The sequence below is a fragment of the Ancalomicrobiaceae bacterium S20 genome (genome assembly GCA_040269895.1).
In the GTDB taxonomy this organism is placed as follows: Bacteria; Pseudomonadota; Alphaproteobacteria; order Rhizobiales; family Ancalomicrobiaceae; genus Methyloraptor; species Methyloraptor flagellatus.
The window spans coordinates 675,326-701,958 of record CP158568.1; the positions used below are offsets into that span (position 1 = coordinate 675,326).

Genomic DNA, 26,633 nt, shown 5'->3' on the forward strand with positions numbered 1-26,633 from the left:
GGTTCAGCGCGGGTCGTTGATGTGGCTGAGCGAGGCGCGCGAGGATTCCAGATGCGCGCGCATCTCGCGCGCCGCGCCTTCGCGGTCGCCGCGCAGCATCGCGTCGATGACGAGCCCATGTTCGCGATGGCTGATCGCCAGACGCCCGAGGCTGCGGAACTGGGCACGCCGGAACGGGCTCACACGCCGCCGGACGCCGAGCACGGTCTCAGCCAGGAAGGTGTTGTGGCTCGCGGCGTAGACGAAGGCGTGAAAGGCGTCGTTCGCCTCGGTATAGGCGGCGAGATCGCCGCGCCGGACCATCTCGCCGGCCTCGGCATGCATGGTCTCGAGCTCGGTCCTTTCGGCCGGCGTCATGGCGATCGCGGCATAGCCGGCGCAGATGGCCTCGAGGTCGGCCATGACGGTGAACATCTCGTCGAGCTGGCGTTCGGTCAGCGTCGAGACGACGGCGCCGCGATGGGCCCGATGTTCGACGAGGCCGGCGGCGGCGAGTTCGCGCAGGGCCTCGCGCACGGGCGTGCGCGAAACGTTGTACCGGCCGGCGAGCGTCACCTCGTCGAGCGCCGTGCCGGGCAGGATGCGACCGAGCAGGATCTGCTCGGCGAGATCGGCGCGCAGCCGTTCGGCTCGGGTCTTGCCCATGGGTAGGCCCGGCAGCGGCGTGATCTCGCGGGCCTTGCCGACCGCCCGATGCTGCCGCTGCTCGTTCGCTTCCGCCATATGCTGCTCTCCAGGGCGCTCGAACGGGGATCTCCGCGATTCCAGGCCGATGTCTGCTCTGATTGCAGGGCATCTGCGGCGTAGGTCAAGAGGAGTCGCGGTTCTGAGCGGGAGATCCGCCATTCTCTGGTGTCGCGGGCGTAAACTTTGGCATCGTTTGCGGGTTTCGGCGGGGCTAGAGTTGGGCCGCGCGACCGGCCGCGATGCGCCGGTCGTCACGCCCCCGAGGAGATGGAACACCATGCAGGCTCTGCCGATCATCGATCTCGATGGACTGTCCGGCGGCGGCGCGGCGCTCGATCGCATCGCCGGCGAGATCGGCGCCGCCTGCCGGTCGATCGGCTTCTTCTACGTCCGCGGCCACGGTGTGCCGGAGCGGTTGATCGCGGCGGTGTTCGAACAGGCGGCGGCGTTCTTCGCCTTGCCGGTCGAGCAGAAGGCGGTGATCGACATGGGGCTCGTCGGCGACAATCGCGGCTATGTCGCGATGCGCGGCGAGGCGCTCGATCCGTCGCGGCCGCCCGATCTCAAGGAGGGCTTCAATCTGGGCTTCGATCCGCCGGACCGGCCGGCGCGGAATGCATTTCCGGACCTGCCGGGCTTTCGCGGGACGATGCTCGCCTATTTCGCCGAAGCGCAGGCGCTCGGACTCAGGCTCCACCGCGCCATCGCGCGCGACCTCGGCATCGCCGAGGACTTCTTCGAGCCGCTGTTCGATCGGCCGATGTCGACGTTGCGGCTGCTGCATTATCCGCCGCAGCCCCCGGCCGCGGAAGCGGGGCAGATCGGCGCCGGCGAGCACACCGACTACGGCAATCTGACGCTTTTGATGACCGACGCCGTCGGCGGGCTCGAGGTCCGCACCCGCGCGGGCAAATGGCTCGCCGCGCCGCCGATCCCCGGCGCCTATGTGGTCAACATCGGCGACTGCCTGATGCGCTGGACCAACGACGTCTATGTCTCGACGCCGCATCGCGTGGTCAACCGCACCGGCCGCGAGCGCTATTCGGTGCCGTTCTTCCTCGATCCCAATCCGGATGCGCCGGTGGCGGCGATCCCGAGCTGCGTGCCTGTCGGCGCGGCCCCGAAGTACCCGCCGATCACCGCGCGCGCGCATCTGACCGAGAAGCTCGATGCCAGCTACGCGCACCGGCGAACGAGGTCTTGAGCCTGTTTTTCGGTCATATGCATATTTTGAGTGCGATATTTTGGGTCAAGCACATGGCTGCATACAATGAGGGCGACCACGAGCCGGGCTGCGGTGGTCGTGCGGAGGATCGTTCGTGCGCGCGGGAGTTCGGTTCCGGCGCGCGATCAGGCTCGCAAAGGGTTGATCGGACAGGGCCCGTCGCGCGGTTCCGGACCTCTCTCGGCGGACTTATGACCGTTACGGAATTCCGGCGGCCGTTTGGCACGCGCATTGCGAGTCGGAGCGAGACCGTCACGGCATTGTATGCAATGCCTCCCCTATGATCTCGGGAGTTCGTCATGTCGAAGTTAATCCTCAATCGCCGGTCTCTGTTGAAGTCCGCCGCGGCCGCCGGCGCGCTGACGGTGGCGCCGTCCATCGGCCGCTTCGGCGCGGCGGAGGCCGCCGGCCTCACCATCGGCATTATCTATGTCGGCCCGCGCGACGACTTCGGCTGGAACCAGGCCCATGCGGTTGCGGCCAAGGCGCTCAAGGCGGTGCCGGGCGTGACCGTGGTCGAGGAGGAGAACGTTCCCGAGACGATCGCCGTGCAGAAGAGCATGGAGTCGATGATCAAGCTCGAAGGCGCGAAGCTGATCTTCGCGACCTCGTTCGGCTATTTCGATCCGCACATGATCGAGATGGCGAAGAAGTATCCGGATGTCGAGTTCCGCCACGCGATCGGCCTGTGGTCGAAGGACAAGCATCCGATGAACGCCGGCTCGTACTACGCCTATCTGCACCAGGCGCATTACGTGGACGGCATTGCGGCCGGCCTGTCGACCAAGTCGAACAAGCTCGGCTTCATCGCCGCCAAGCCGATCTCGTCGGTGCTGCAGAACATCAACGCCTTCACCATGGGCGTGCGCAAGGTCAATCCGAACGCGACCGTCCAGCTGATCTTCACCGGCGACTGGTCGCTGCCCGTGCGCGAGGCCGAGGCCGCCAACGCGCTCGCCGACGCCGGCTGCGATGTGCTGACCTGCCATGTCGACAGCCCGAAGGTGGTGGTCGAGACGGCCGAGAAGCGCGGCGTCAAGGTCTGCGGCCACAATGCCAGCCAGGCGCCGCTGGCGCCGAAGGGCTTCATCACCGGCGCGGAGTACAAGTGGGAGACGATCTACAAGTCGTTCGCCGACCTGCTCGCCAAGGGCCAGAAGCTGCCGAACTTCGAGCGCGGCGGCTACGACAAGGACTATGTCCAGAACACCCCGTTCGGCGCCGGAGCGACCGAGGAGGCCAAGAAGGCCGCGACCGCCGCGATCGCCGATCTCAAGGCCAACAAGCCCTACGTCTCCGGTCCGCTCAAGGACAACAAGGGCAACGAGGTCGTCGCGGCCGGCAAGGTCATCGACAACTACGATGTCTTCCTGGAGACGACGAGCTACCTCGTCGAGGGCGTGCAGGGCTCGCTGACCTGAGCCATCGGGGCGAGGCCCCGGAGGCGAGACCCCGGAAGGGGCCGGCGGGTGCCGGCCCCGACGCGCCCTAGGTGAGGGCGGCACGTTCACCGCGTGGCCGCGCAGACCATCGACGTGAAGGAGAGGCCGTGACGGATACCACCCAGGCTCCGCAGATCGCCGCGCCGAGCGGCGTTGCCGAGACGGTCGCCGCGATCCGGCGCGGATCCGAATATGTCGTGATCCCGATCTTCGCGCTGATCGTGTCGGCGGCGCTGTTCTCGCTGTTCCTTCTGGCGCTCGGGAAATCGCCGCAGCAGTTTCTCGAACTGGTCTGGCGCGGCGGCTTTGGCACCAGCTTCTCCTGGGAAAACACGCTGACGCGCGCCGCGCCGTTGATCCTGACCGCGCTCGCGGTCGCGATCCCGGCGCGGCTCGGGCTCGTGATCATCGGCGGCGAAGGCGCGCTCGTCCTCGCCGGCTTCGCCTCGGCGGTCGCGGCGCTGCCGTTCCTCGGCTGGGCGAGCCCCTGGCTCGTCATGCCGGTGATGTTCCTCGCCGCGGTGATCGCGGGCGCACTCTGGCTCGGTGCGGTCGGCGCGCTCCGGCACTATCGGGGCGTCAACGAGACGATCGCCTCGCTGCTCATGTTCTATATCGCCGTCTCGGTCCTGAACTTCTTCGTCGAGGGCGCCCTGCGCGACCCTTCTGACCCGAACAAGCCGTCGACGGCGCCGATCGGCGCCGCCAACATGGTCGGGCCGATCCCGTGGCTCAAGGACTGGCTCGACATCGGCGTGCACTGGGGGCTCGTGTTCGGCATCGTGATGGCGGTCGTGCTGCATATCCTGATGAACCGCACGACCTTCGGCTTCGCCGCGCGTCTGACCGGCGGCAACGTACGGGCGGCGCGGGCGCAAGGGCTGCCGGTCGGCAAGCTCATGGTGCTCGCGACCATGATCGCCGGGGCCTGCGCCGGCATGGCCGGCTATTTCGAAGTCGCGGCGATCCTCGGCAAGGCCAACGGCTCGCTGATCGCCGGCTACGGCTTTACCGGCATCCTCGTGTCGTTCCTCGCCCGCCACAATCCGATCGTGATCCCGCCGGTTGCGATCCTGTTCGGCGGGCTCGCTGCCGCCGGCGGCATCATCCAGCGGCGCATGGGCCTGCCGGACGCGACCGTGCTCGTGCTCCAGGGCCTGATCTTCGTCGTGCTGCTCGTCTCGGAGACGCTCTACGGGCGGTTCTCGTTCTTCGATCCGGAGGCGCGCAAATGAGCGATGCAGCCCTTGTCACGGTGGCGACCGCCATGTTCGCCGGCGCGATCCGCGTCTCGACCCCGTTCCTGTTCGTGTCGCTCGGCGAATGCCTGACCGAGAAGTCCGGCCGGATCAATCTCGGCCTCGAAGGCACGCTCGTGTTCGGCGCGATGACCGCCTACGCGATCTCGTACCACTCGGGGAGCCCCTGGATCGGCGTGCTCGCCGCCGGCATCGCCGGCTCGCTGTTCGGCGCGCTGCACGGCGCGGTCTGCCGGCTGCCGCGCGTCAACGACGTGGCGATCGGCATCGCGCTCATGCTGTTCGGCACCGGCCTCGCGTTCTTCTTCGGCAAGCCGTACATCCAGCCGACCGCGCCGCGCCTGCCCTCGATCGACTTCGGTTTCCTCGTCTCCAATCCGCAGCTCAAGGAAGCGCTGAAGATCAATCCCTTGTTCTTCGTCGGCCTTCTGGTCGCGGTCGCGATGTGGTGGGCGTTCAAGAACACGCGCGTCGGGCTGACCGTGCGCATGACCGGCGACAGCGCCGCGACCGCGCGCGCCATGGGCACCTCGGTCGATCTGGTGCGGTTCCTCGCCACCACCGCCGGCGGCTTCCTCGCCGGCGTCGGCGGGGCGTTCCTGTCGCTCTATTACCCGGGCTCCTGGAACGAGGGCCTTTCCTCCGGCCAGGGTCTGATGGCGGTGGCGCTGGTGATCTTCGCGCGCTGGAACCCGCTCGCCTGTTTCGTGGCGGCGCTGCTGTTCGGCGGCGCGGGGGCGATCGGCCCGGCGCTGCAGTCGGTCGGGATCAGCCAAGGCTACCACTTCTTCAACGCCGCGCCCTACATCCTGACGCTCATCATCATGATCGCGTCGACCTCGCCGAAGCGCAGCCTCAAGGGCGCGCCGGGCGAACTCACCCTGATGAAGTGAGGAGGGAGCCATGAGCCTCGACGAGCGCATTGCGCAGGCCCTGGTTCCGGGCGCCCACACGGTCGCCGCGGAGCCATATCTCTGGCCGTTCGACGGTGATCTCCGGCCGGAGAACACCGCCTTCGTGATCATCGACATGCAGACCGACTTCTGCGGCGTCGGCGGCTATGTCGATTGCATGGGCTACGACATCGCGCTGACGCGGGCGCCGATCGAGCCGATCGCCAAGGTGCTCGCCGTCATGCGCGCCAAGGGCTTCCATGTGATCCACACCCGCGAGGGGCATCGGCCGGATCTCTCCGACCTGCCGGCCAACAAGCGCTGGCGCTCGCAGCGCATCGGCGCCGGCATCGGTGATCAGGGGCCGCAGGGCCGCATCCTGGTACGCGGCGAGCCGGGCTGGGAGATCATCCCGGAACTGGCGCCGCTCGCCCATGAGCCGATCATCGACAAGCCGGGCAAGGGCACGTTCTGCGCCACCGATTTCGAGCTCGTGCTCCGGATGCGCGGCATCCGCAACATCGTGCTCTCGGGCATCACCACCGACGTCTGCGTCCACACGACCATGCGCGAGGCCAACGATCGCGGCTTCGAGTGCCTGCTGCTCGAGGACTGCTGCGCCGCGACCAAGCGCGAGAACCATCTCGCGGCCATCGACATGGTCAAGATGCAGGGCGGCGTGTTCGGCGCGGTCGCGACCAGCGACCGGTTTCTGGAGAGCATCGCATGAGCGCGGCGGCACTGGAATCCGAGACGACCGCCTCGCCGTCCGGGATGACCGCCGTCGGCGTCGAGACCGTCGGCATGACCAAGATCTTCGGGCCGCTCGTCGCGCTCGACGACGTCTCGATCAAGGTCCGGCCCGGCACGCTGCACGCGCTGCTCGGCGAGAACGGCGCCGGCAAGTCGACGCTGGTGAAGTGCATGATGGGCTTCTACCAGCCGACGCGCGGTCAGCTGATGGTCGACGGCCACGAGGTCTCCTGCCGCAACCCGCGCGACGCCATGAAGCTGAAGCTCGGCATGGTCTACCAGCACTTCACGCTGGTGCCGTCGCTGACCGCGGCCGAGAACCTGGTCGTGTCGCGCACCGACTGCCCGGCCGTGATCGACTGGAAGACCGAGACGGCGCGGCTGGAGGCGTTCCTCGAGACGATGCCGTTCCGGGTGCCGCTGAAGACGCCGGTCTCGGGTCTCTCCGCCGGCGAGAAGCAGAAGCTCGAGATCCTGAAGCAGCTCTATCTCGATCGCCGCTTCCTGATCCTCGACGAGCCGACCAGCGTGCTGACGCCGGGCGAGGCCGACGAGATCCTCGGCATGCTGCGCGGCCTGACCGACGCCGGGCGGCTGACGATCCTGATGATCTCGCACAAGTTCCGCGAAGTGACGGCCTATGCCGACGAGGTCAGCGTGCTCCGGCGCGGCCAGTATGTCGGCGGCGGCAAGGTCGGTGAACTGTCGGTCGACGCCATGGCGCGCATGATGATCGGCGACACCAAGATCCGCGAGCGCGCGGCGCGGACGCCGTTCACCGATCCGCCGACGGTGCTCGAACTGACCGCGTTGCACGCCTCCGACGACGAGGGCCTGCCGGCGATCGCCGCGATCGACCTCAAGGTCAAGGCCGGGGAGATCGTCGGCATCGCCGGCGTGTCGGGCAACGGCCAGTCGGAGCTGGTCGAGGTCCTGTCCGGCCAGCGCGACCTCGACGACGGCCGCATCTTCGTGCGCGGCGAGGCGTTCGAGCCGAAGCGCGAGGCGATGGACCGGTTCAAGGTGTTCTCGCTGCAGGAGGAGCCGCTGCGCAACGCCGCGGTGCCGCGCATGTCCGTCGCCGAGAACATGGCGTTCCGCACCTTCGACAAGCCGCCGATCGCCTCGGCCGGCGGCTTCCTGTCGCCGAAGCCGATGAAGAAGATCGCCCGCGAGTTGATTGCGCGCTACCGGGTCAAGACGCCGTCGCCGGATACACCGATCGAGAACCTGTCGGGCGGCAACGTGCAGCGCGCCGTGCTGGCGCGCGAACTCTCCGGCGACGTCGACGTGCTGGTGGTCGCCAACCCCTGCTTCGGGCTCGATTTCGCCTCGGTGTCGGAGATCCGGACCCAGATCATGGAGCAACGCAATCGCGGCGCCGCCGTGCTGCTCGTCTCGGAGGATCTGGACGAGATCCTCGAACTGGCGGACCGTGTCGCCGTGATGTCGGAGGGCCGCATCACCTATGTGGCGCCGATCGGCGAGACCGACCGGCAGACGATCGGGCACGCGATGGCGGGAGGCCATCATTGATGGCGGAAGACATGATCGAAGTCGCGGCCGAGCCGTTCGCCTACACATTTCCGCCCGGCAAGACGGCGCTGGTCGTGATCGACATGCAGCGCGACTTCGTCGAGCCCGGCGGCTTCGGCGAGACGCTCGGCAACGACGTCTCGCTCCTGACCGCCATCGTACCGACGGTCCGGGCGCTGCTCGACCTGTTCCGCGCGCAGGGCTGGCCGATCGTGCACACGCGTGAGAGCCATTCGCCCGATCTGGCCGACTGTCCGCCGGCCAAGCGCGACCGCGGCGCGCCGAAGCTCCGGATTGGCGACGAAGGCCCGATGGGCCGCATTCTCGTGCGCGGCGAGCCGGGCAACGACATCATCCCGGAACTGGCGCCCATGCCGGGCGAGATCGTGCTCGACAAGCCGGGCAAGGGCGCGTTCTACGCCACCGCGCTCGGCGACATCCTTCGGCTGAAGGGCATCACCCATCTGGTCTTCGCTGGCGTGACCACGGAAGTCTGCGTGCAAACGACGATGCGCGAGGCGAACGACCGCGGCTACGACTGCCTGCTGGTCGAGGACGCGACCGAGAGCTATTTCCCGGAATTCAAGCAGGCGGCGATCGCCATGATCCGCGCCCAGGGCGGCATCGTCGGCTGGACGACCGATTTCGAACGGCTCGCGGCGGCCGTCAGGAGGAACGCATGACCAAGGCCGCGGCGCCGGGCTTCGACCCGGCCGCCCATGTCGCGCACATGGAGGCCCAGCTCGGGCTCGTCATCGACCCGGCCTGGCGGCCGACGGTGGTCGCCAACATGACCGCGGTCGCCCGGGCGGCCGACCTGGTGATGTCCTGGCCGCTGCCGGAGGACATCGAGGCGGCTCCGGTGTTCGAGGCGTGATGATGGCAAACGAAATCTGGCGGCTGTCCGCCCATGCGATCGCGCGTCTGGTTCGGACCGGCGAGGCGAGCGCGACCGAGGTCGCGCGCGCCCATCTCGCGCGGATCGCCGCGACCAATCCGACGCTCAACGCCTTCACCGACGTGACCGAGCGCCGGGCGATCGAGAAGGCTGCTGCGATCGACGCCAAGCGCGCCCGCGGCGACACGCTGCCGCCGCTCGCCGGCGTGCCCTTCGCGGTCAAGAACCTGTTCGACATCGCCGGGCTCTCGACGCGCGCCGGCTCGAAGATCAATCGCGAGCGGCCGGTCGCGCGCCACGATGCAACGCTGGTCGCGCGCCTCGATGCCGCCGGCGCGCTGCTGCTCGGCGGGCTCAACATGGGCGAATACGCCTATGACTTCACCGGCGAGAACGCCCACGACGGCGCCGCGCTGAACCCGCACGACACGACCCGCATGGCCGGCGGTTCGTCCTCCGGCTCGGGCGGCGCGCTCGCCGCGGGGCAGGCCGCGCTCACGCTCGGCTCGGATACCAACGGTTCGATCCGCGTGCCATCGTCGTTTTGCGGCACCTTCGGTCTGAAGCCGACCTATGGCCGGCTCTCCCGCGCGCGCACCTATCCGTTCGTGGCGAGCCTCGACCACCTCGGGCCGATGGCGCGTTCGGCGCGCGATCTCGCGCTCGCCTATGACGTGATGGCCGGGCTCGATCCGCTCGATCATCACCAGCCCGACAAGCCGGTCGCGCCGCTCACGCCGGAGCTGGAGAAGGGCGTCGACGGCCTGCGCGTCGCGGTGCTCGGCGGCCATTTCGCGCGCAACGGCCACCCCGAGGCTTTCGCGGCGGTGAAGGTCGTTGCCGATGCGCTGCGGGCCAGCCGCGAGGTCGAACTGCCCGAGGCGCATCGGGCGCGCGCGGCCGCCTTCGTGATCACCGCGTCGGAAGGCGCGGCGCTGCACTTCGAGCGGATCCGTACGCGCGGCGCCGATTACGATCCCGACACGCGCGACCGGTTCCTCGCCGGCACGATGGTGCCGGCGCTCTGGGTCGACCGGGCACAGAAGTTCCGCCGCTGGTTCCGCGAGCAGGCGCTGACGATCTTCCGCGACACCGACATCCTGCTCGCGCCGGCGACGCCCTGTTTGGCGCCCAAGTCCGGGCAGAAGACCTTCGTGCTCGACGGCGTCGAGCTGCCGCTCCGGCCCAATATCGGCGTGTTCACGCAGCCGATCAGCTTCATCGGTCTGCCGGTCGCCGCCGTGCCGGTCTGGCTCGACGGCGCACGGCTGCCGATGGCCGTGCAGGTGATCGCGGCGCCCTGGCGCGAGGATCTCTGCCTGCGCGTCGCCCATGCGCTGGAGACCGCCGGTGTCGCGAAGGCGCCGGTTGCCGATCTCGCCTCAGTCTGACCTTTCCGGAGTTCCTCGCATGGACATCGACCTGCCCGACGTGAAGGCCGAGATGGAGGCCGTGTTCGCGCGCTATGAGGCGGCGCTGGTCTCCAACGACGTCGCCGTGCTCGACGAGCTGTTCCTCAAGGCGCCGACGACGATCCGCTACGGCGGCGGCGAGAACCTCTACGGCTATGACGAGATCGCGGCCTTCCGCTCGGCGCGCTCGCCGGCCGGGCTCGCGCGCACGCTCGACCGCACGGTGATCACCACCTATGGCCGCGACTTCGCGGTCGCCTCGACGCTGTTCCGCCGCGATGGCGCGCCGGGCAAGGTCGGCCGGCAGATGCAGACCTGGGCGCGCATGCCCGAGGGCTGGCGCGTGGTCGCCGCGCACGTCAGCATCATCGCGGAGTGAGCGCCGAGGCCAAGACGCTCACTTGCCGCGGCCGGAGCGCTCGCTGTGTTACAGGCCGCGGCAAATGACGTAGCGTTTCTTTGGCTCCACAACTCACGGTAACCAAATCCAAACGTTTCTGACAGGTTCTCTGTCAGAGTCCGGGCATTGACCGTATCTTCGGGCTGCACACGGGGTCGGGCCGACCACGACCGGAGACCGGGACCATGCAGTACGTCGATCCATCAGGAACGCTCCGCGCCGAACGCCGGCGTCAGCCGCGCGCCCGCATGCTCGCGCCTGGATCCGCCGTGGTGAACAACGGCTGGTCCACCTTCGACCTGACCATCCGCAACCGGTCGCAGGGCGGCGTCCGGGTCGAGCTGCCCGGGCCGTCGCCGCTGCCGAGCCGGTTCGAACTCCGGTTCGAGAACCGCAAGCATTGGGTCGAAATCGCCTGGCGCCGGGGCCTGACGCTCGGGCTCACCTTTGAAGACAGCGGCGCCGAGATCCTGCCGTTCAGACCGCGCCGGCCGGCCGAGCGCGGCTGATCATTCGCCGCACTTGAAGGGGACGGCGGCGATCTTGCGCTGCTTGCCGTAGGTCGCCGTGACCTCGACGCCGTCGCAGGTCGCGTCCTGGATCAGGATCGAGCGATAGGACTTGCCGGTCTTGCCGACGAACGGGTGCTCGATGATGCGGCCGGCCAGCACCTTGCGGTCGCTGGCGCGGCGGGCGACGATCACGAGCTTCTCCTCGCCGTTGGTCTCGCCCGGCGCCGCGAGCACGGCGGTCACGAGGATGTCGTTGGCCGGCTCGGCGGCCGATCCTTCGCCGATCACCGTGTTGAAGCCGCTGAACTGAGCGGGCGGAGCGATGTTGTCCGACAGCGTGCCGGTGCCCTCGTAGGCGAGCCGCATCGTCAGGGCCTCGAGGGTGATCTTGTCGGCGGCCTCGGACGGCGTCGCGGACCACAACACGATCGCAGCGGCGATACGGGCCAAACTCGACATGGATTCCCCCTTCGGGCGCACAAGGACGCGCGTAACAGGCTGACCGCGATCGCCGGCCATCCTCGCGAATCCCGAGTCTAACGGCTGATCATCGTCTGTATAGACGGGATTCGTCGAGCTCTGTGCCAGCTTTGTTTCGCGGCATCTCGTTCTGCCGCAGGTGCTGTCAAACTCTTGTGATCGTTGTCGAGGCATTCGCCCAGAAGTTTTGTCAACTATCTGTGCTCGCTCGTCGGTCGGTGTGATTCTGTTAAACTGATACGTTTCTGTCAGCAATACATGCGTTGGATCGATACATCCTGATCGTGTCGCTGTCGCGGGTGGATATCGCAGGGCGTGAGTGTCCGGAGTGGTGGCATCACGTCGCGCCTTCGTGTTCTGCGCCTCGTGTCCGTAGAAACAACATGACAGAAAGTTAACTTGAGCGGAGCCGACGTCGGATGACAGTGGCGCGCGAGGGCGGCCGGCGGTGCGATCCGACACGGATCGGGCGCCGGCCTCGAGATGTCTAAACAGTCGGACCGCGGCTCGGACGGCGGCGCGGCGCCGACGCAGATCGTCTGGACCGGATCCATGTGGAAATCTCTCGCCAATCGCTACGCCACGCCGTTCGTCACCGGGCTGTTCATGGTCTCGCTGATCTCGGGCGTGGCGCTGTTCTTTCACCTCGGCCAGAGCCTGTTCCACGGCATGCACGAATGGCTGAGCATGGTGCTGATCGTGCCGTTCCTGCTGCATGTCTGGAAGAACTGGGCACCGCTGACGAGCTATTTGAAGCGCGGCTGGCTCGTGTGGCCGCTGGCGGCGTCGCTCGCGATGGCGCTCGCCTTCGCGGTGCCGGCGATGATGTCCGGCAGCCGGGGCGGCAGCCCGGTCGGCGGTCTCGTCGCGGCGAGCGTCGGTGCAAAACTCTCCGATGTGGCCGCGGTGCTCGGCAAGTCGCCGGATGCGGCGGTGCAGGCGCTGACGGCGGCCGGCTACAAGGTCGGCGCGCCGAGCGACACGCTCGCCGCGATCGGCCAGGCCTCGGGCAAGAGCGGGCAGCAGGCGCTGTTCGCACTCGTCGCCGCCAAGTGATCGACGCGACCTCGCGTTGATGCGAAAGGCCCCGGCGAGTGGATCGCCGGGGCCTTTGCATGCTGGCGTCGGGGTACCGGTATCGAGCGGCTCACACCGCGATCTTGCGGCGGACGTCCTCCGGATCGACCTCGTCCTTGGTGCCGGCGATGACGACTTCGCCGCGATCGAGCACGGCGTAGCGGTCGGCCAGTTCGCGGGCGAAGTCGAAGTACTGCTCGACCAGCAGGATCGCCATCGTGCCCTTGGAGCGCAGGTACTCGAGCGCCCGGCCGATGTCCTTGATGATCGAGGGCTGGATGCCCTCCGTCGGCTCGTCGAGCACGAGCAGACCGGGCCGGGTCACCAGGGCGCGGCCGATGGCGAGCTGCTGCTGCTGGCCGCCGGAGAGGTCGCCGCCGCGGCGGCCGAGCATGTCCTTCAGCACGGGGAAGAGATCGTAGATCTCGTCCGGCACGTAGCGCTCCGAGCGGGGCAGGCAGGCGAAGCCGGTCTCGAGATTTTCCTTCACGGTCAGCAGCGGGAAGATCTCTCGACCCTGTGGCACGAAGGCGATGCCGGCGCGGGCGCGCTCGTAAGGCGCCGCCCGGCCGAGCGATTTGCCCTCCCAGGAGATCGTGCCGGCGGAGATCGGCTGATGGCCGGTGATGGCGCGGAGTAGCGAGGTCTTGCCCACGCCGTTGCGGCCGAGCACACAGGAGATCTGGCCGCGCTCGGCCTGGACGGAGACGCCGCGCAGCGCCTGCGCGGCGCCGTAGTGGAGATCGATCGCGTCGACGGTCAGCATGTGTCAGCGCCCCAGATAGACTTCGATGACGCGCGGATCGTTTGCCACGTGGTCGATCGACCCTTCGGCGAGCACCGCGCCCTCGTGCAGCACGGTGACCTTGACGCCGAGCTCGCGCACGAAATGCATGTCGTGCTCGACCACGATCACCGACTTGGTCTCGTTGATCTTCCTGAGCAGATGCGCGGTCTCCATCGTCTCGGCGTCGGTCATGCCGGCGACCGGCTCGTCGACGAGCAGCAGCTTCGGCTCCTGCGCGAGCAGCATGCCGATCTCCAGCCACTGCTTCTGGCCGTGGCTGAGGTTCTTCGCCAGATCCGCCGCGCGGTCCTTGAGTTTCACCGTCTCGAGCAACTCGTCGATGCGGTCGTTCTCGGCGCCGGAGAGGCGATGGAACAGCGTCTTCCAGGTGCGCCGGTCCGACTTCAGGGCCAGCACGAGGTTGTCGCGCACGGTGTGGCTCTCGAACACGGTCGGCTTCTGGAATTTCCTGCCGATGCCGAGCTCGGCGATGTCGGCCTCGTCGAGCTCGGTCAGGTCGGTCGTGCCCTGGAACAGGACCTCGCCCTCGTCGGGGCGGGTCTTGCCGGTGATGACGTCCATCATAGTCGTCTTACCGGCGCCGTTCGGGCCGATGATCGCGCGCATCTCGCCGGGAGCGATCGTGAGCGACAGGCCGCGCAGCGCCTTGTAGCCGTCGAACGATACTTTCACGCCGTCGAGGTAGAGCTGCGAGTTCTTGGTGACGTTGTGGGTCGAGTCCATCGGCTTCACTCCGCCGCGGTGGCCGAGGCGGCCGGTTTTGTCGAGGCCGGGGCGGACCGGCCGAACTTGAGGCCCGAGATCGTGCCCACGATGCCCTTCGGCAGGAACAGCGTCACCACGACGAACAGGGCGCCGAGCGCGAACAGCCAGTATTCCGGGAAGGCGCCGGTGAACCAGGTCTTGCCCCAGTTGACCGCGACCGCGCCGACGATGGCGCCGACCAGCGTGCCGCGGCCGCCGACCGCGACCCAGATCACCGCTTCGATCGAGTTCGCCGGCGAAAATTCGCCCGGGTTGATAATGCCGACCTGAGGCACGTAGAGCGCGCCGGCGATGCCCGCCATGCAGGCGGAGACCGTGAACACGAAGGCCTTGTAGTTGGCGACCCGGTAGCCGATGAACCGCGTGCGGCTCTCGGCGTCGCGGATCGCGATCAGCACTTTGCCGAGCTTCGAGTTGACGATCGCCGCAGAGACCAGCAGGCCGAGGATCAGCGTGCCCACCGTGATCGCGAACAGAGCCGCGCGCGTCGTGTCGGCCTGGATGTTGAAGCCGAGGATGTCCTTGAAGTCGGTCAGGCCGTTGTTGCCGCCGAAGCCCATGTCGTTTCGGAAGAACGCGAGCAGCAGCGCGTAGGTCATCGCCTGCGTGATGATCGACAGGTAGACGCCGGTGACGCGCGAGCGGAAGGCGAACCAGCCGAACACGAAGGCGAGCAGGCCCGGCACCAAGAGCACCATCAGCATGGCGTAGCCGAACCAGTTGAAGCCCCACCAGGTAACCGGCAGCTCCTTCCAGTTCAGGAACACCATGAAGTCCGGCAGGATCGGATTGGCATAGACGCCGCGCGTGCCGATCTGCCGCATCAGGTACATGCCCATCGCGTAGCCGCCGAGCGCGAAGAAGGCGCCATGGCCGAGCGAGAGAATGCCGCAATAGCCCCAGACGAGGTCGAGGGCGAGCGCGAGCAGGGCATAGGCGAAGTACTTGCCCCATAGCGTGACCAGATAGGTCGGCACGTGCAGCGCGCTGGTCGGGGCCGTGGCGAGGTTCAGGATCGGCACCAGGATCGCGATCGCCGCGAGTACCGCGATCGCGATCGAGACGCGGCGGTCGAGGCCGTTCAGGAGAAACGCGCTGATCATGCTTCCACCGCCCGGCCCTTGAGGGCGAACAGGCCCCGCGGACGCTTCTGGATGAACAGGATGATGAAGACGAGCACCAGGATCTTGCCGAGCACCGCGCCGGCATAAGGTTCCAGGAACTTGTTGATGATGCCGAGCGTGACGGCGCCGACCAGCGTGCCCCACAGATTGCCGACGCCGCCGAACACCACGACCATGAAGCTGTCGATGATGTAGCTCTGGCCGAGGTTCGGGCTGACGTTGTCGATCTGGGAAAGCGCGACGCCGGCCATGCCGGCGATGCCGCAGCCCAGCCCGAAGGTCAGGGCGTCGACGAAGGGCGTGCGGATGCCCATGGCGCTGGCCATGGCGCGGTTCTGCGTCACCGCGCGCATCTGCAGGCCGGCGGGCGTGCGCTTCAGGACCAGGATCAGCGATGCGAACACGCCGAGCGCGAAGACGATGATCCAGAGCCGGCCCCAGGTGATCGCCAGATGGCCGATTTCGAACGAGCCCGACATCCAGGACGGCGCGCCGACCTCGCGGTTGTTGGCGCCGAACATGGTGCGCACCGCCTGGATCAGCATCAGCGAGATGCCCCAGGTCGCGAGCAGGGTCTCGAGCGGGCGGCCATAGAGGAAGCGGATCACGATCCGCTCGATGGCGACGCCGACGAGGCCGGAGGTCAGGAAGGCGAGGGGGATCGCGATCGCCAGCGAATAATCGAACAGGAACGGCGCCTTGGTGCGGATGATCTCCTGCACCACGAAGGTCACGTAGGCGCCGATCATCACCATCTCGCCGTGGGCCATGTTGATGATGCCCATGACGCCGAAGGTGATGGCGAGGCCGATCGCGGCGAGCAGCAGCACCGAGCCGAGCGACAGGCCGTACCAGATGTTCTGGACGCCGGACCACAGCGCCAGTTCCGCCTCGATCGACTTGGCGGCAGCCTCGGCCGCGTCCTTGATCCGGGCGGGCGTGTCGGCCGGCAGCGAGCGCAGCAGCGCCACTGCATCCTGGCCGCCGCGCGCCTTGATCGCGTCGATGGCGGCGGCGCGCTCCTCGACGGTCGCGTCGGTCTTGCCGAGGATGATCGCCGAGCGGGCGGCGGCGAAGGCGATCTTGACCTTCGCACTGGTTTCTTTCGCGATCGCCTGATCGAGCGCGGCGAGCGCGTTCTGATCGCGCGACTTGAACACCGCGTCGGCGGCCTCGAGGCGCTTCTGCGGATCGGGATTGAGCAGCGTCAGCGCGCCGAGCGCGGCGGCGAGCGTGCCGCGGACGCGATTGTTGGCGCGCACCGGCGACAGGTCGGCGGGCGGATTGGCGACGGCCGCGCCGGTCGCCGCATCGACCACGCCGGCGTCGGTGCGGATCACGACCGCGCCGGAGGGCGAGAATTCGAGCTTGCCGTCCTGCAGCGCCTGGACGATCGCGGCGGCACGCGGGTGGCCGCTCGCAGCGAGGTCGCCGATCGCCTCGTTGGTGTCGGAGTAGCTGTCGGTCGTGAACTTGGCGATCGTCTTCGAGACGTCCTCGGCGGCGGCGGGGCCGGCGGGGAGGAAGACGAGGGGCAGCACGAGCGCGAGGGAGAGCGCGGGAGCGATCCGCCGCGCGAGGCGGGCGAGCGTCGCGGAGACGCGCCGGAGGCGCGGAAGCAAGATCATGGTCTGATCCCGATTGTGACCGGTGGCGGGCCGGGGCGTCGCCCGTCGTCCGGCGCGTGGCCGAGGCCACGCGAGATGTCTTGGAGTGTCGGGCGGGGGGGCGTCGGGCCGACGACCGCTCGGATCGTCATTCCGCCGTCCGACCTCCGGGCCGTGGTCTTCCCCGACGGGTGCCCCGGTCCGGAGACGAAGCGGGGAGGCGTTCGCCTCCCCGCCCGATTGCGCGTCACGCGGAGCGGGGGATCAGCCGCCGCACTTCTTGGTGACGGAGTTGTAGTTGCCGCACTTCAGCGTGACCCAGTCGGCGACGAGATCCTTCGAGCCTTCGAGGTACGGGCTCCAGGCGGCGCCGGGGACGAGGTCCTTGGTCTTCCACACCACGTCGAACTGGCCGTCGGCCTTGATCTCGCCGATCAGGACCGGCTTGGTGATGTGATGGTTCGGGAGCATCTTCGAGACGCCGCCGGTCAGGTTCGGGGCCTCGGTGCCCGGCAGCGCGTCGATGACCTTGTTCGGGTCGACCGAGCCGGCCTTCTCGACGGCCTTGACCCACATGGCGAAGCCGATGACGTGGGCCTCCATCGGATCGTTGGTCACGCGCTTCGGGTTCTTGGTGAAGGCCTGCCACTTCTTGATGAACTCTTCGTTGGCCGGGTTCTTGACCGACATGAAGTAGTTCCAGGCGGCGAGGTGGCCGACCAGCGGCTTGGTGTCGATGCCGGCGAGCTCTTCCTCACCGACCGAGAAAGCCACGACCGGGATGTCGGTCGCCTTGATGCCCTGGTTGCCGAGTTCCTTGTAGAACGGCACGTTGGCGTCGCCGTTGATGGTCGAAACGACGGCGGTCTTCTTGCCGGCCGAGCCGAACTTCTTGATGTCCGACACGATCGTCTGCCAGTCGGAATGACCGAACGGCGTGTAGTTGATCATGATGTCGTCGGCGGCCACGCCCTTGGACTTCAGGTAGGCCTCGAGGATCTTGTTGGTGGTGCGCGGGTAGACGTAGTCGGTGCCCGCGAGCACCCAGCGCTTCACCTCGCCGCCGTCCTTCGACATCAGATAGTCGACGGCCGGGATCGCCTGCTGGTTCGGGGCGGCGCCGGTGTAGAACACGTTGCGCTCGCTCTCCTCACCCTCGTACTGGACGGGGTAGAACAGGATCGAGTTGAGCTCCTTGAACACCGGCAGCACGGACTTGCGCGACACCGAGGTCCAGCAGCCGAACACGACCGAGACCTTGTCCTTGGTGATGAGCTCGCGCGCCTTCTCGGCGAACAGCGGCCAGTTCGAGGCCGGGTCGACCACGACCGCCTCGAGCTTCTTGCCGAGCACGCCGCCCTTCTTGTTCTGCTCGTCGATCAGGAACAGCATCGTGTCCTTGAGCGTCGTCTCCGAAATGGCCATCGTGCCCGACAGCGAATGAAGGATGCCGACCTTGATCGTATCCTCGGCCTTGGCCGTGACGGCACCGAAGGCGAGCGAGCCTGCGACCGCGAAACTGGCCGCATAGGACATGAACTTCATCTGGTGTTCCCCCAACTCCGTTAAATTGGCACGGGACGTTGCACCCGCGGGAGCGCCGGGCCGGCCAGGCCGATCCGGCATGCCGGTACTCCGACATGGCGGATCATTGGCAAGAGGGGTGCCAACTGCGTACAAATGCGGAAATGTATGACAGATCAGACCCTTGCCGGAACGGAAGTATGACGGTTGGCATGTCGCGCCGACGTAACTGACTATAATTTAATCAAATCCAGTTTTTTGATTAATCCATCGGCAGTCCTGCCGGCTGCCATCGAGTCGGATGGACGTCATTGCTCACGAAATAAGCTCGTTGTCGGTCGCAGGACGGAGCGCCGGCTATCCAGGGTTCCGGCCACCCCGGAAGGGGGCGGCCGCTCACGCGGAAGGACCGGGCATGATGTTTCGAGATCGCAAGGACGCCGGGCGGCGGCTCGCGGCCGCGCTGGGGCATCTGCGGGCTGCGCGTCCCGTCGTGCTGGCGCTGCCGCGCGGCGGCGTGCCGGTCGCGGCGGAGGTGGCGCAGGCGCTCGATGCGCCGCTCGACCTCGCGCTGGTGCGCAAGATCGGCGCGCCCGACGATCCGGAATTCGCCGTCGGGGCCGTCGCCGACGGGCCGGAGCCGGTCGTCGTGCGCAACGCCGCGATGCTGGCGCGGTTCGGTGTCTCGGAGGTCGCTTTCGCTGCAGCAGCCGCGCGCGAGATCGCCGAACTCGACCGGCGCCGCGCGCTCTATCTGCGCGGCCGGCACCGGATCGCCTTGACCGGGCGCACCGTGATCGTCGTCGACGACGGCATCGCGACCGGGGCGACCGTCACGGCGGCGCTCCGGGCGATCCGGGCGCAGCAGCCGAAATGGCTGGTGCTGGCGGCACCGGTCGCCGCCGGCGAGGCGGTCGAGCTCGTCAGGGACGAGGCGGACGAGGTCGTCGTGCTCGAGACCCCCGCCGATTTCGGCGCGGTCGGGCTGTTCTACGAGGATTTCGCACAGCTCGACGATGGCGCGGTGGTCGCGGCGCTGGCCGAGAGCCCGGCCGTGTGAACCGCACGCGGTGAGCCGGTGGCCGCGCCTTACCGGGTGCAGACCACCGGCAGGACGCTGCCGCGCATCGCATCGACCAGCGCGCCGGCGGTCTGGCCGGGCTTCTGGCCGGCGGTCGCGGGTGCCATGCCGGCGGCTGCGAGAACGGCGGCGATCTCGGCACCGCTCGCCACCGCATAGGCCGCTTCCGGCACGATGCCGGCGACGAGGCGCTTCTCGGTCGGCTGGCCGAGCACGAGGCCGACCACGGCGCCGCTGCGGTCGAGCACGGTCGCGCCGAGGCCACCGCGTTGCAGAGGCGCGACGATCCTGAGTTTCGCGCTCGCGCCGTCGGGCGCGCCGACCGTCTCGCCGGCGGCGGCCATCAACTGGCCGGCGCCGACCAGACCGGCGGGGGCGTTCGGCTCGACATAGGCGAGCGCCAGGATCGGTGTCGCGGGTGCCGGCGGGGCGAGCGCCAGCGCCGCGCCGGCGCCCTTGGCGGCGTCGGTCTCGATCAGGGCGAGACCGGTCGTGTCGTCGGCCGCGAGCACGCGCGCCGGCCGGCCGGCGACGGTGACCGCCTTGCAGGTCTTCACCAGCCGCGCCGCGGTCAGGAGTTTCGAGGCGCCGACGACGAGGCCGCTGCCGCCGTCGCGGCCGGTGTCGACCGGGGGCGCCGACTGGGCCGGCGTGGTGCCGCCGGCGGTCGCGGCGTTACCGGGAGACGTGGCGTTACCGGGAGAGGTGGCGCTGCCGGGAGACGCGGGGCTTGTCTGAGCCGCCGCCGCCTGCTGGCCGCCCGCGGCCGGGAACGGATCAAAACTGTTGGCGACGGCGAGAGCGAGGCGATCGAGTTCTGGGCCGGCCGCCTTGTCGTAGGAGACCGTGAAGCCGCGCAATTCGCCGGGTCCGCGGGCGAAACGGATGTAGCTGCGCCGGTTCGACGTTTCGGCGGTGATGACGAACCAGTCGGCGCGCAGCACGGCGTAGCCGACCTTGCGGCCGGGCTGCTCGGCCTTCATCTGCTCGTAGAGCGCGCCGAGCTCGGCGTCGGAGGCGGTCTCGACGCGCTCGACCATGAACAGCGCCCGGCCGTCGCGCGAGCTCCAGCGCGTGCCGCGGTCGGACTTCTGTGTCGTGTCGACCCAGCGCATCGGCAGGCCGATGCGCACGCCGCTGCGGTCGTCGGTGACCATCTGGAACTTGGCGGTCGAGCGCGCGCTCTGCGCCGCCAGCGCCAGCGTCGCGCGCGCCTTGTCGTCGAGGATGCCGTTCGGCGGCAGCTTCAAGCGCGCCTGCCACTTGGCGACACTCTCGAAGGTGATGCGGCCGAAGGTGCCGTCGACCGTACCGGTGTAGTCGCCGGTCCAGACGAGCGCGTCCTGGATCGCCTTGCGATCGGCGATCGGCAGCGCCTCGAAGGCGGCGCGCGCGGCATCGAGCACGGCGTTGGCCGGAGTGGCCGTCACGGACTGGGCCCGTGCCGGGTCGGGCAGGGCGCCGGACATGAGAGCGACCAGAGCGCCGAGGAGCGCCGTCGAGCGGCGGAAAAAACCAGAGGGAAATCGCGACATCGAAGGATCTCCGGGGGAAATCGGTCCGGCGGCTCGGGACGCAATATTCACAAAACGAACGATGGCGAGGATCATCGCAGACGACCCGGTCAGCGTCGAGCCCCCTTCGGCGGTCTCGATGCGCCGCCGGAGCGGATGGCATGGAATAATGGGAGTATTTCCATGCCGTTTCGTCATCTGTACGGGATCGACGCCTCATGTATGGTGGCGATCCGCTGTCATGAAGCGGTCGAGATCGCGGGCGACAGTCCGCGATCGGCGCCGTTTCGGATCCATTTCGATCCGATCTTCGCGGTGAAGGCCGACCGGGGGTTCCCACATGTCGATTGCACTGAGATCTTTCTTTGCCGTCTTGCTGGTTCTTCTCTCCGCCTGGCCGGCCTTCGCCGAGAAGGCCTACGTCCGCGATGCGCTCGCCAGCGACGCGGTCCGGCTCGAAACCAAGCTGAAGGGGCAGGTGGGTAGCGGCCAGAACGCGACCCAGCTCAAGGCCGACGGCGACCGCGCCTGGGGGGCGCGGAACTGGGGACAGGCCTACGACATCTATGCCCGGCTGGTGGTCGTCGAGCCGAAGAACTGGCAGGCCTGGAGCCGGCTCGGCTTCGCTGCCGGCTCGCTCGCGGCGGCGTCGAACAACGATTATTCGAAGAAGTATCAATACCAGAACGACGCCAACGCGGCCGCCTATCTCGGCTATCAGCGCGCGACCGCGAAGGGCGACGAGGCGATCGCGCTCGCGGTGCTCGGCGCGACCCTGTCGGTCTCGGAGAGCTATCGCAACGCGCTCGACGCCTACCGGATCAGCCTCGAACTCGTCGACAATCCGGACGTCCGCGCGACCTACACGGCGCTGCGTGAAAAACACGGCTTCCGGCTGATCGACTACAAGGTCGATTCGGACGCCGCGAGCCCGCGCGCCTGCTTCAATTTTTCCGAGGAGCTCGCCAAGGGCAAGGTCGACTACACGCCCTTCGTGGTGGTCTCCGGCATCGCGACGCCGGCGGTCACGGCCGAAGGCCAGCAGCTCTGCGTCGACGGGCTCGAACACGGCAAGAAGTACGGCATTGTGCTGCGCCAGGGCATTCCCTCGGCCGTGCACGAGACCCTGCTGAAGTCGGCCGACTACGACATCTACGTCCGCGATCGCAGCGCGCAGGTGCGCTTCACCGGCAAGAACTACGTGCTGCCCTCGACCGGGCAGGAGGGGCTGCCGGTCGTCTCGGTCAACACGCAGAAGGTCGAGATCGAGGTCTATCGCTACGGCGACCGGTCGCTGCTGCCGACCGTGCGCGGCGAGGAATTCCTGAAGAGCCTCGACGGCGTGCAGGTGAACCGGATCGCGACCGAGAAGGGCTTCAAGGTCTGGTCCGGCGCGATGGACGTCCAGATGGTACTGAACCAGGACGTCGTGACGGCCTTCCCGGTGCTGGAGGCGGTCGGCAAACTCGAGCCCGGCATCTATGTGATGACCGCCAAGCCGCCGGGCCCGCCGAAGCAGCCGAACGAGGACGGCGAGGTCTACGACTACGACAGCCGCGCGACGCAGTGGTTCATCGTCTCGGACCTCGGCCTGACCGCTCTGTCGGGCGGCGACGGCGTCACCGTGCTGGTCCGGTCGCTGACTTCGGCGAAGCCGGTCGCGGGCGTCGAGATGCGGCTCGTGGCGCGCAACAACGAGGTGCTCGCCACCAAGAAGACCGACGATCTCGGCCGCGTGCGGTTCGAGCCGGGCCTGACGCGCGGCACGGGCGGCATGGCACCGGGCATCGTGGTCGCGGCCGACGGCAAGGGCGACTACGGCTTCCTCGATCTGGTGCAGGCGGCGTTCGACCTGACGGACCGTGGCGTGAAGGGCCGCGTGGCGCCCGTCGGGCTCGACGGCTTCCTCTATACCGAGCGCGGCGTCTACCGCTCCGGCGAGACGGTCTATGTGACGGCGCTCCTGCGCGACACCAAGGGCGCGGCGGTGCCGTCGGTGCCGCTGACGCTGGTCGCGCAGCGGCCGGACGGCGTCGAATATCGCCGGCAGGTGGTCGAGGACCAGGGCGCGGGCGGCCGCGCCTGGGCGGTCAACCTGATCTCCGGCCTGCCGACCGGCACCTGGCGCGTGAAGGCCTATGCCGATCCGAAGCGGCCGCCGGTCGGAGAGACGAGCTTCCTGCTCGAAGATTATGTGCCGGAGCGCATCGAACTCGGCCTGACGCCGAAGGCGGCGTTCCTGCGGCCGGGCGAGCCGGCGATCATCGATGTCGACGCGAAGTTCCTCTATGGCGCGCCGGGCGCGGATCTCGAACTGCGCGGCGACGTGACCATCGACGCGGCCGGGACGACCACCGTGCCGGGGCTGGAGAAATACGCGATCGGCCTCGACGACGAGACGTTCCAGTCGGTGACCAAGGAGCTCGAGGAGCCGGGCACGACCGACGAGAACGGCAAGGCCTCGGTGACCGTGCCGATCCCGGAGGTGAAGACCACGCGGCCGGTGGTCGCCAAGGTCGACCTGACCGTCACCGAGAGCGGCGGCCGCGCGGTCGACCATGTCGTGACCATTCCGATCCTGCCGACGGGCAATGTGATCGGCGTGCGCAAGCTGTTCGACGACGGCGGCCTGACCGAGGGCGGTACGGCCGGCTTCGACGTGGTCATGGCGACCGGCGACGGCAAGCGGCTGGAGCGCAAGGGGCTGAAGTGGCAGCTCCTGAAGGTCGACAAGCGCTACACCTGGTTCAACACCGACGGAAAGTGGGACTACGAGGTGGTGCGCGCGACGCGGCGCCTCGCGGACGGCCGCATCGATGTCGGCACGACCGATCCGACCCGGGTCACCGTGCCGGTCGACTGGGGCTCGTACCGGCTCGAGGTCCGCGCCGAGGACGGCGATGGAGCGGTGACCTCGGTCTCCTTCGCGGTCGGCTGGGCCGGTTCGGACAAGGCCGATGCGCCCGACGTGCTCGATGTCGCGCTCGACAAGACGTCGTTCGCGGCCGGCGAGAGCGTCAACGTGCGCCTCTCGCCGCGCTTCGCGGGCCAGGCGACCGTCGCGGTCGTCTCCGACAAGATTGAGACCCTGCAGGTGGTCGATATCGCGCCCGGCGGCACGACCGTGTCGTTCAAGGCCGATCCGGCTTGGGGCTCGGGGGCCTACGTGCTCGCCATGGCGCATCGGCCGCTCGACAAGGCGGCGAAGCGGCTGCCGGGCCGGGCGATGGGAGTCGCATGGTTCGCGATCGACAAGGCGAGCCGGACGATCGACGTCTCCCTCGGCGTGCCGCAGACCATGCGGCCGCGCGGCACCATGCATGTGCCGGTGAAGCTCGCCGGGCTCACAGCCGGCGAGGAGGCGCAGGTCGTCGTCTCGGCGGTCGACGTCGGCATTCTCAATCTGACGCATTATCAGGCGCCGGATCCGAACGCCTTCTATCAGGGCCAGATGCAGCTCTCCTCGGAGGTGCGCGATCTCTACGGCTTCCTGATCGACGGCATGCAGGGCACGCGCGGCGCGATCAAGGCCGGTGGCGACTCGGCGCCGACCTTCGATACGAGTCCGCCCAAGGAGGCGCCGTTGGCGCGCTACTCGGGCGTGGTCAAGGTCGGTGCCGACGGTACGGCCGACATCCCGTTCGACATTCCGGCCTTCAACGGCACGGTGCGGGTGATGGCGGTCGCGTGGAGCGCCTCGAAGCTCGGCCATGCGCAGGCGGACGTGATCGTGCGCGATGCGGTCGTGCTGCAGGCGACGCTGCCGCGCTTCCTGTCGATCGGCGACCAGTCACGCTTCTTCATGGCGATCGACAATGTCGAGGGACCGGCCGGCGACTACCGCGTCGATCTCGACATTCGCGGTCCGATCGTGGTCGCGGCCGACAGTCTGCGTTCGACGGTCAAGCTCGCCGCCAAGGGCCGGGGTGCGCTGTCGATCCCGGTCACGGCGGCGGGCGTCGGCACCGCGGTGGTCGACGTCCGGCTCTCCGGGCCGGGCATCGACGCGTTGCAGACGCTGTCCCTGAAAGTGCAGCCGTCGACGCCGGAGGTCTACCGGCGTTCGGTCCGGCCGCTCGCGCCGGGCGCGTCGCTGACGGTGTCGTCGGATCTGACCGCCGATTTCGTGCCGGGCACCGGCTCGGTGTCGGTTGCGGTGACGCCCTATTCGGCGCTCGACGTACCGGGGCTTCTGAAGGCGCTCGATCGCTATCCCTACGGCTGCACCGAGCAGATCGTCAGCCGCGCGCTGCCGCTGCTCTATGTCAACAAGCTCGCCTCCGAGGAGAGCCTGGCGCTCGACGACAAGGTCGACCAGCGGATCCGCGATGCGGTCGACCGTGTGATGACGCGGCAGGATTCGAACGGCTCGTTCGGTCTGTGGACGCCGGGCGGCGACGACACCTGGCTCGACGCCTATGTCGCCGACTTCCTGACCCGGGCGCGCGAGCGCGGCTTCGCGGTGCCGACCAAGGCCTTCGAGCTGGCGCTCGACCGGCTCCGCAACTTCGTCGCCAACACGCAGGATCCGACGGCCGACAACGCCGCCGATCTTGCCTATGCGGCCTATGTTCTGGCCCGCAACGGCCGGCCGGTGATGGGCGACCTGCGCTACCTGACCGATCAGAAGCTCTCGGTGTTCTGGAGCCCGCTGTCGCGCGCCCAGCTCGGCGCCGGGCTCGCCATGCTCGGCGACCGGTCGCGCGCGCTGCCGGTGTTCCAGTCGGCGCTCGACGTGCTCGCCGTCGCCAAGGGCCCGCGCGCCTGGCGCTCGGACTATGGTTCGGTCCTGCGCGACGGCGCCGGCATCATGGCGCTGATGGCGGAGAGCGGGCAGGGCACCGCAACATTCCAGAAGGCGGTCGCGACCGTCGATCAGACCCGCGCCGACCAGCGCTATACCTCCACGCAGGAGAACGCCTGGATGGTGCTCGCCGCCTTCGCGCTGATGAAGGACAGCGACAAGCTCAGCCTGAACGTCGACGGCGAGGCGAAGACCGGCGCCTTCGCCAAGACGTGGACCGCCGGCGCGCTCGAAGGCCGGACGATCACCATCGCCAACACGAGCAGCCTGCCGGCGCAGATGGTGGTCACGTCCGTCGGCCACCCGCTGCTGCCGGATCAGCCGGCGGCGGAGGGCTATCAGGTCGAACGGACCTATCACAAGCTCGACGGCACCAAGGTCGATCCGTCGACCGTGCGTCAGACCGATCGGCTGGTGGTGGTGCTCAAGGTGACCGAGCAGAAGGCGTCGCGGGCGCGGATCATGCTCGTCGACCACCTGCCGGCCGGCTTCGAGATCGACAATCCGAAGCTGGTCGACAGCGCCGAGATGACCGCCTTCTCCTGGATGAAGACCGCCGAGGAGCCGACGCACACCGAGTACCGCGACGATCGTTTCGTCGCGGTCTACGAGCGGCAGCAGACCCAGTCGGCGTTCTTCCACGTCGCCTATGTCGTGCGCGCCGTCTCGCCCGGCCGCTACATCCACCCGCCAGCGGTGGTGGAGGACATGTACCGGCCCGAGCGCTACGGCCGTACCGCCTTCGGGCAGGTCGAGGTGACACCGGCGAAGTGACGTTGGCAAAGTGAGAGCGTGATGTCCGACGGTCCGTCTCAACCCGCGCGTCCGTCGC

21 protein-coding genes and 1 pseudogene are annotated in these 26,633 nt (G+C 68.3%); 14 read left to right on the forward strand and 8 right to left on the reverse strand.

All coding sequences use genetic code 11. From position 1 onward, the window contains the following. Positions 1-3: 3 nt before the first annotated feature. A complete protein-coding gene (locus tag ABS361_03205; GenBank protein XBY45309.1) occupies positions 4-723 on the reverse strand; it encodes a GntR family transcriptional regulator in 720 nt (239 codons plus the stop codon). A 49-nt stretch (positions 724-772) separates the two neighbouring features. Here ABS361_03205 and ABS361_03210 point away from each other — a divergent pair, with 49 nt between their 5' ends. The 11 genes from ABS361_03210 to ABS361_03260 all read left to right on the forward strand — a co-directional run bounded on the left by ABS361_03210 (position 773) and on the right by ABS361_03260 (position 11,014). Beyond that, positions 773-1,891 (forward strand): 2-oxoglutarate and iron-dependent oxygenase domain-containing protein, encoded by a 1,119-nt coding sequence (locus ABS361_03210; protein XBY45310.1) that lies wholly within the window; start codon positions 773-775, stop codon positions 1,889-1,891. A gap of 320 nt (positions 1,892-2,211) precedes the next feature. Continuing rightward, entirely contained in the window at positions 2,212-3,333 is a 1,122-nt protein-coding gene (locus ABS361_03215; GenBank protein XBY45311.1) for a BMP family ABC transporter substrate-binding protein, read from the forward strand. Positions 3,334-3,488: 155 nt separating this feature from the next. Then, positions 3,489-4,589, forward strand: a complete 1,101-nt coding sequence (locus ABS361_03220) for an ABC transporter permease (GenBank protein ID XBY46794.1) — start codon at positions 3,489-3,491, stop codon at positions 4,587-4,589. Continuing rightward, positions 4,586-5,506: an ABC transporter permease gene (locus ABS361_03225; GenBank protein XBY45312.1), complete on the forward strand. Its 921-nt coding sequence runs from the start codon at positions 4,586-4,588 to the stop codon at positions 5,504-5,506. Before ABS361_03220 ends, ABS361_03225 begins: the two co-directional genes overlap by 4 nt. Positions 5,507-5,516: 10 nt before the next feature. After that, on the forward strand, positions 5,517-6,236 hold the full coding sequence (locus ABS361_03230; protein ID XBY45313.1) for an isochorismatase family cysteine hydrolase: 720 nt from the start codon (positions 5,517-5,519) through the stop codon (positions 6,234-6,236). Beyond that, positions 6,233-7,795 carry an ABC transporter ATP-binding protein gene (locus tag ABS361_03235; protein XBY45314.1) on the forward strand — a complete coding sequence of 521 codons (1,563 nt, stop codon included), beginning with the start codon at positions 6,233-6,235 and terminating at the stop codon, positions 7,793-7,795. Before ABS361_03230 ends, ABS361_03235 begins: the two co-directional genes overlap by 4 nt. Positions 7,796-7,806: 11 nt before the next feature. Further along, positions 7,807-8,478: a cysteine hydrolase gene (locus ABS361_03240; GenBank protein XBY46795.1), complete on the forward strand. Its 672-nt coding sequence runs from the start codon at positions 7,807-7,809 to the stop codon at positions 8,476-8,478. Further along, complete coding sequence (locus ABS361_03245) at positions 8,475-8,672, forward strand: DUF4089 domain-containing protein (protein XBY45315.1); 198 nt, start codon at positions 8,475-8,477, stop codon at positions 8,670-8,672. Before ABS361_03240 ends, ABS361_03245 begins: the two co-directional genes overlap by 4 nt. Then, positions 8,672-10,084 carry an AtzE family amidohydrolase gene (locus ABS361_03250; GenBank protein ID XBY45316.1) on the forward strand — a complete coding sequence of 471 codons (1,413 nt, stop codon included), beginning with the start codon at positions 8,672-8,674 and terminating at the stop codon, positions 10,082-10,084. Before ABS361_03245 ends, ABS361_03250 begins: the two co-directional genes overlap by 1 nt. A 19-nt stretch (positions 10,085-10,103) precedes the next feature. Further along, a complete protein-coding gene (hpxZ, locus tag ABS361_03255; protein XBY45317.1) occupies positions 10,104-10,484 on the forward strand; it encodes an oxalurate catabolism protein HpxZ in 381 nt (126 codons plus the stop codon). Between the two features lie 206 nt (positions 10,485-10,690). Continuing rightward, entirely contained in the window at positions 10,691-11,014 is a 324-nt protein-coding gene (locus ABS361_03260; protein XBY45318.1) for a PilZ domain-containing protein, read from the forward strand. Here ABS361_03260 and ABS361_03265 read toward each other — a convergent pair whose 3' ends face one another. Continuing rightward, a complete protein-coding gene (locus ABS361_03265; protein ID XBY45319.1) occupies positions 11,015-11,476 on the reverse strand; it encodes a hypothetical protein in 462 nt (153 codons plus the stop codon). A gap of 504 nt (positions 11,477-11,980) precedes the next feature. Between ABS361_03265 and ABS361_03270 the strand changes: the two genes are divergently transcribed. Continuing rightward, positions 11,981-12,553, forward strand: a complete 573-nt coding sequence (locus ABS361_03270; GenBank protein ID XBY45320.1) for a DUF4405 domain-containing protein — start codon at positions 11,981-11,983, stop codon at positions 12,551-12,553. 91 nt (positions 12,554-12,644) lie between these two features. Here the strand turns inward: ABS361_03270 and urtE are convergent, their stop codons facing one another. The 5 genes and pseudogenes from urtE to urtA all read right to left on the reverse strand — a co-directional run bounded on the left by urtE (position 12,645) and on the right by urtA (position 18,414). Further along, complete coding sequence (gene urtE / locus ABS361_03275; protein XBY45321.1) at positions 12,645-13,340, reverse strand: urea ABC transporter ATP-binding subunit UrtE; 696 nt, start codon at positions 13,338-13,340, stop codon at positions 12,645-12,647. A gap of 3 nt (positions 13,341-13,343) precedes the next feature. Continuing rightward, positions 13,344-14,105 (reverse strand): urea ABC transporter ATP-binding protein UrtD, encoded by a 762-nt coding sequence (urtD, locus tag ABS361_03280; protein XBY45322.1) that lies wholly within the window; start codon positions 14,103-14,105, stop codon positions 13,344-13,346. A 74-nt stretch (positions 14,106-14,179) separates the two neighbouring features. Next, positions 14,180-15,250, reverse strand: a pseudogene (gene urtC / locus ABS361_03285) (urea ABC transporter permease subunit UrtC). Continuing rightward, the gene (urtB, locus tag ABS361_03290; GenBank protein XBY45323.1) at positions 15,247-16,899 is read right to left on the reverse strand and encodes an urea ABC transporter permease subunit UrtB; all 1,653 of its coding nucleotides are present in this window, start codon (positions 16,897-16,899) and stop codon (positions 15,247-15,249) included. The pseudogene urtC and the gene urtB overlap by 4 nt, the downstream one beginning before the upstream one ends. 243 nt (positions 16,900-17,142) lie before the next feature. Then, the gene (gene urtA, locus ABS361_03295; protein ID XBY46796.1) at positions 17,143-18,414 is read right to left on the reverse strand and encodes an urea ABC transporter substrate-binding protein; all 1,272 of its coding nucleotides are present in this window, start codon (positions 18,412-18,414) and stop codon (positions 17,143-17,145) included. 403 nt (positions 18,415-18,817) lie between these two features. On the opposite strand from urtA, the gene ABS361_03300 reads away from it, so the two are divergent. After that, positions 18,818-19,462, forward strand: a complete 645-nt coding sequence (locus ABS361_03300) for a phosphoribosyltransferase family protein (protein XBY45324.1) — start codon at positions 18,818-18,820, stop codon at positions 19,460-19,462. Between the two features lie 29 nt (positions 19,463-19,491). Here the strand turns inward: ABS361_03300 and ABS361_03305 are convergent, their stop codons facing one another. Next, entirely contained in the window at positions 19,492-21,018 is a 1,527-nt protein-coding gene (locus ABS361_03305; protein XBY45325.1) for a peptidoglycan-binding domain-containing protein, read from the reverse strand. Positions 21,019-21,370: 352 nt separating this feature from the next. On the opposite strand from ABS361_03305, the gene ABS361_03310 reads away from it, so the two are divergent. Beyond that, complete coding sequence (locus ABS361_03310; protein ID XBY45326.1) at positions 21,371-26,575, forward strand: alpha-2-macroglobulin; 5,205 nt, start codon at positions 21,371-21,373, stop codon at positions 26,573-26,575. Positions 26,576-26,633 lie beyond the last annotated feature (58 nt).

What these genes read in the sequence shown, in the direction of transcription:
- ABS361_03225 (XBY45312.1), top strand. Translation starts at nt 4,586, where the DNA reads ATGAGCGATGCAGCCCTTGTCACGGTGGCGACCGCCATGTTCGCCGGC.
- ABS361_03240 (XBY46795.1), top strand. Translation starts at nt 7,807, where the DNA reads ATGATCGAAGTCGCGGCCGAGCCGTTCGCCTACACATTTCCGCCCGGC.
- urtA (XBY46796.1), bottom strand. Translation starts at nt 18,414, where the DNA reads ATGTCCTATGCGGCCAGTTTCGCGGTCGCAGGCTCGCTCGCCTTCGGT.
- ABS361_03230 (XBY45313.1), top strand. Translation starts at nt 5,517, where the DNA reads ATGAGCCTCGACGAGCGCATTGCGCAGGCCCTGGTTCCGGGCGCCCAC.
- hpxZ (XBY45317.1), top strand. Translation starts at nt 10,104, where the DNA reads ATGGACATCGACCTGCCCGACGTGAAGGCCGAGATGGAGGCCGTGTTC.
- ABS361_03305 (XBY45325.1), bottom strand. Translation starts at nt 21,018, where the DNA reads ATGTCGCGATTTCCCTCTGGTTTTTTCCGCCGCTCGACGGCGCTCCTC.
- ABS361_03205 (XBY45309.1), bottom strand. Translation starts at nt 723, where the DNA reads ATGGCGGAAGCGAACGAGCAGCGGCAGCATCGGGCGGTCGGCAAGGCC.
- ABS361_03215 (XBY45311.1), top strand. Translation starts at nt 2,212, where the DNA reads ATGTCGAAGTTAATCCTCAATCGCCGGTCTCTGTTGAAGTCCGCCGCG.
- ABS361_03210 (XBY45310.1), top strand. Translation starts at nt 773, where the DNA reads ATGTCTGCTCTGATTGCAGGGCATCTGCGGCGTAGGTCAAGAGGAGTC.
- ABS361_03245 (XBY45315.1), top strand. Translation starts at nt 8,475, where the DNA reads ATGACCAAGGCCGCGGCGCCGGGCTTCGACCCGGCCGCCCATGTCGCG.
- ABS361_03260 (XBY45318.1), top strand. Translation starts at nt 10,691, where the DNA reads ATGCAGTACGTCGATCCATCAGGAACGCTCCGCGCCGAACGCCGGCGT.
- ABS361_03270 (XBY45320.1), top strand. Translation starts at nt 11,981, where the DNA reads ATGTCTAAACAGTCGGACCGCGGCTCGGACGGCGGCGCGGCGCCGACG.
- urtD (XBY45322.1), bottom strand. Translation starts at nt 14,105, where the DNA reads ATGGACTCGACCCACAACGTCACCAAGAACTCGCAGCTCTACCTCGAC.
- ABS361_03300 (XBY45324.1), top strand. Translation starts at nt 18,818, where the DNA reads ATGATGTTTCGAGATCGCAAGGACGCCGGGCGGCGGCTCGCGGCCGCG.
- ABS361_03250 (XBY45316.1), top strand. Translation starts at nt 8,672, where the DNA reads ATGATGGCAAACGAAATCTGGCGGCTGTCCGCCCATGCGATCGCGCGT.
- urtB (XBY45323.1), bottom strand. Translation starts at nt 16,899, where the DNA reads ATGATCTTGCTTCCGCGCCTCCGGCGCGTCTCCGCGACGCTCGCCCGC.
- urtE (XBY45321.1), bottom strand. Translation starts at nt 13,340, where the DNA reads ATGCTGACCGTCGACGCGATCGATCTCCACTACGGCGCCGCGCAGGCG.
- ABS361_03265 (XBY45319.1), bottom strand. Translation starts at nt 11,476, where the DNA reads ATGTCGAGTTTGGCCCGTATCGCCGCTGCGATCGTGTTGTGGTCCGCG.
- ABS361_03235 (XBY45314.1), top strand. Translation starts at nt 6,233, where the DNA reads ATGAGCGCGGCGGCACTGGAATCCGAGACGACCGCCTCGCCGTCCGGG.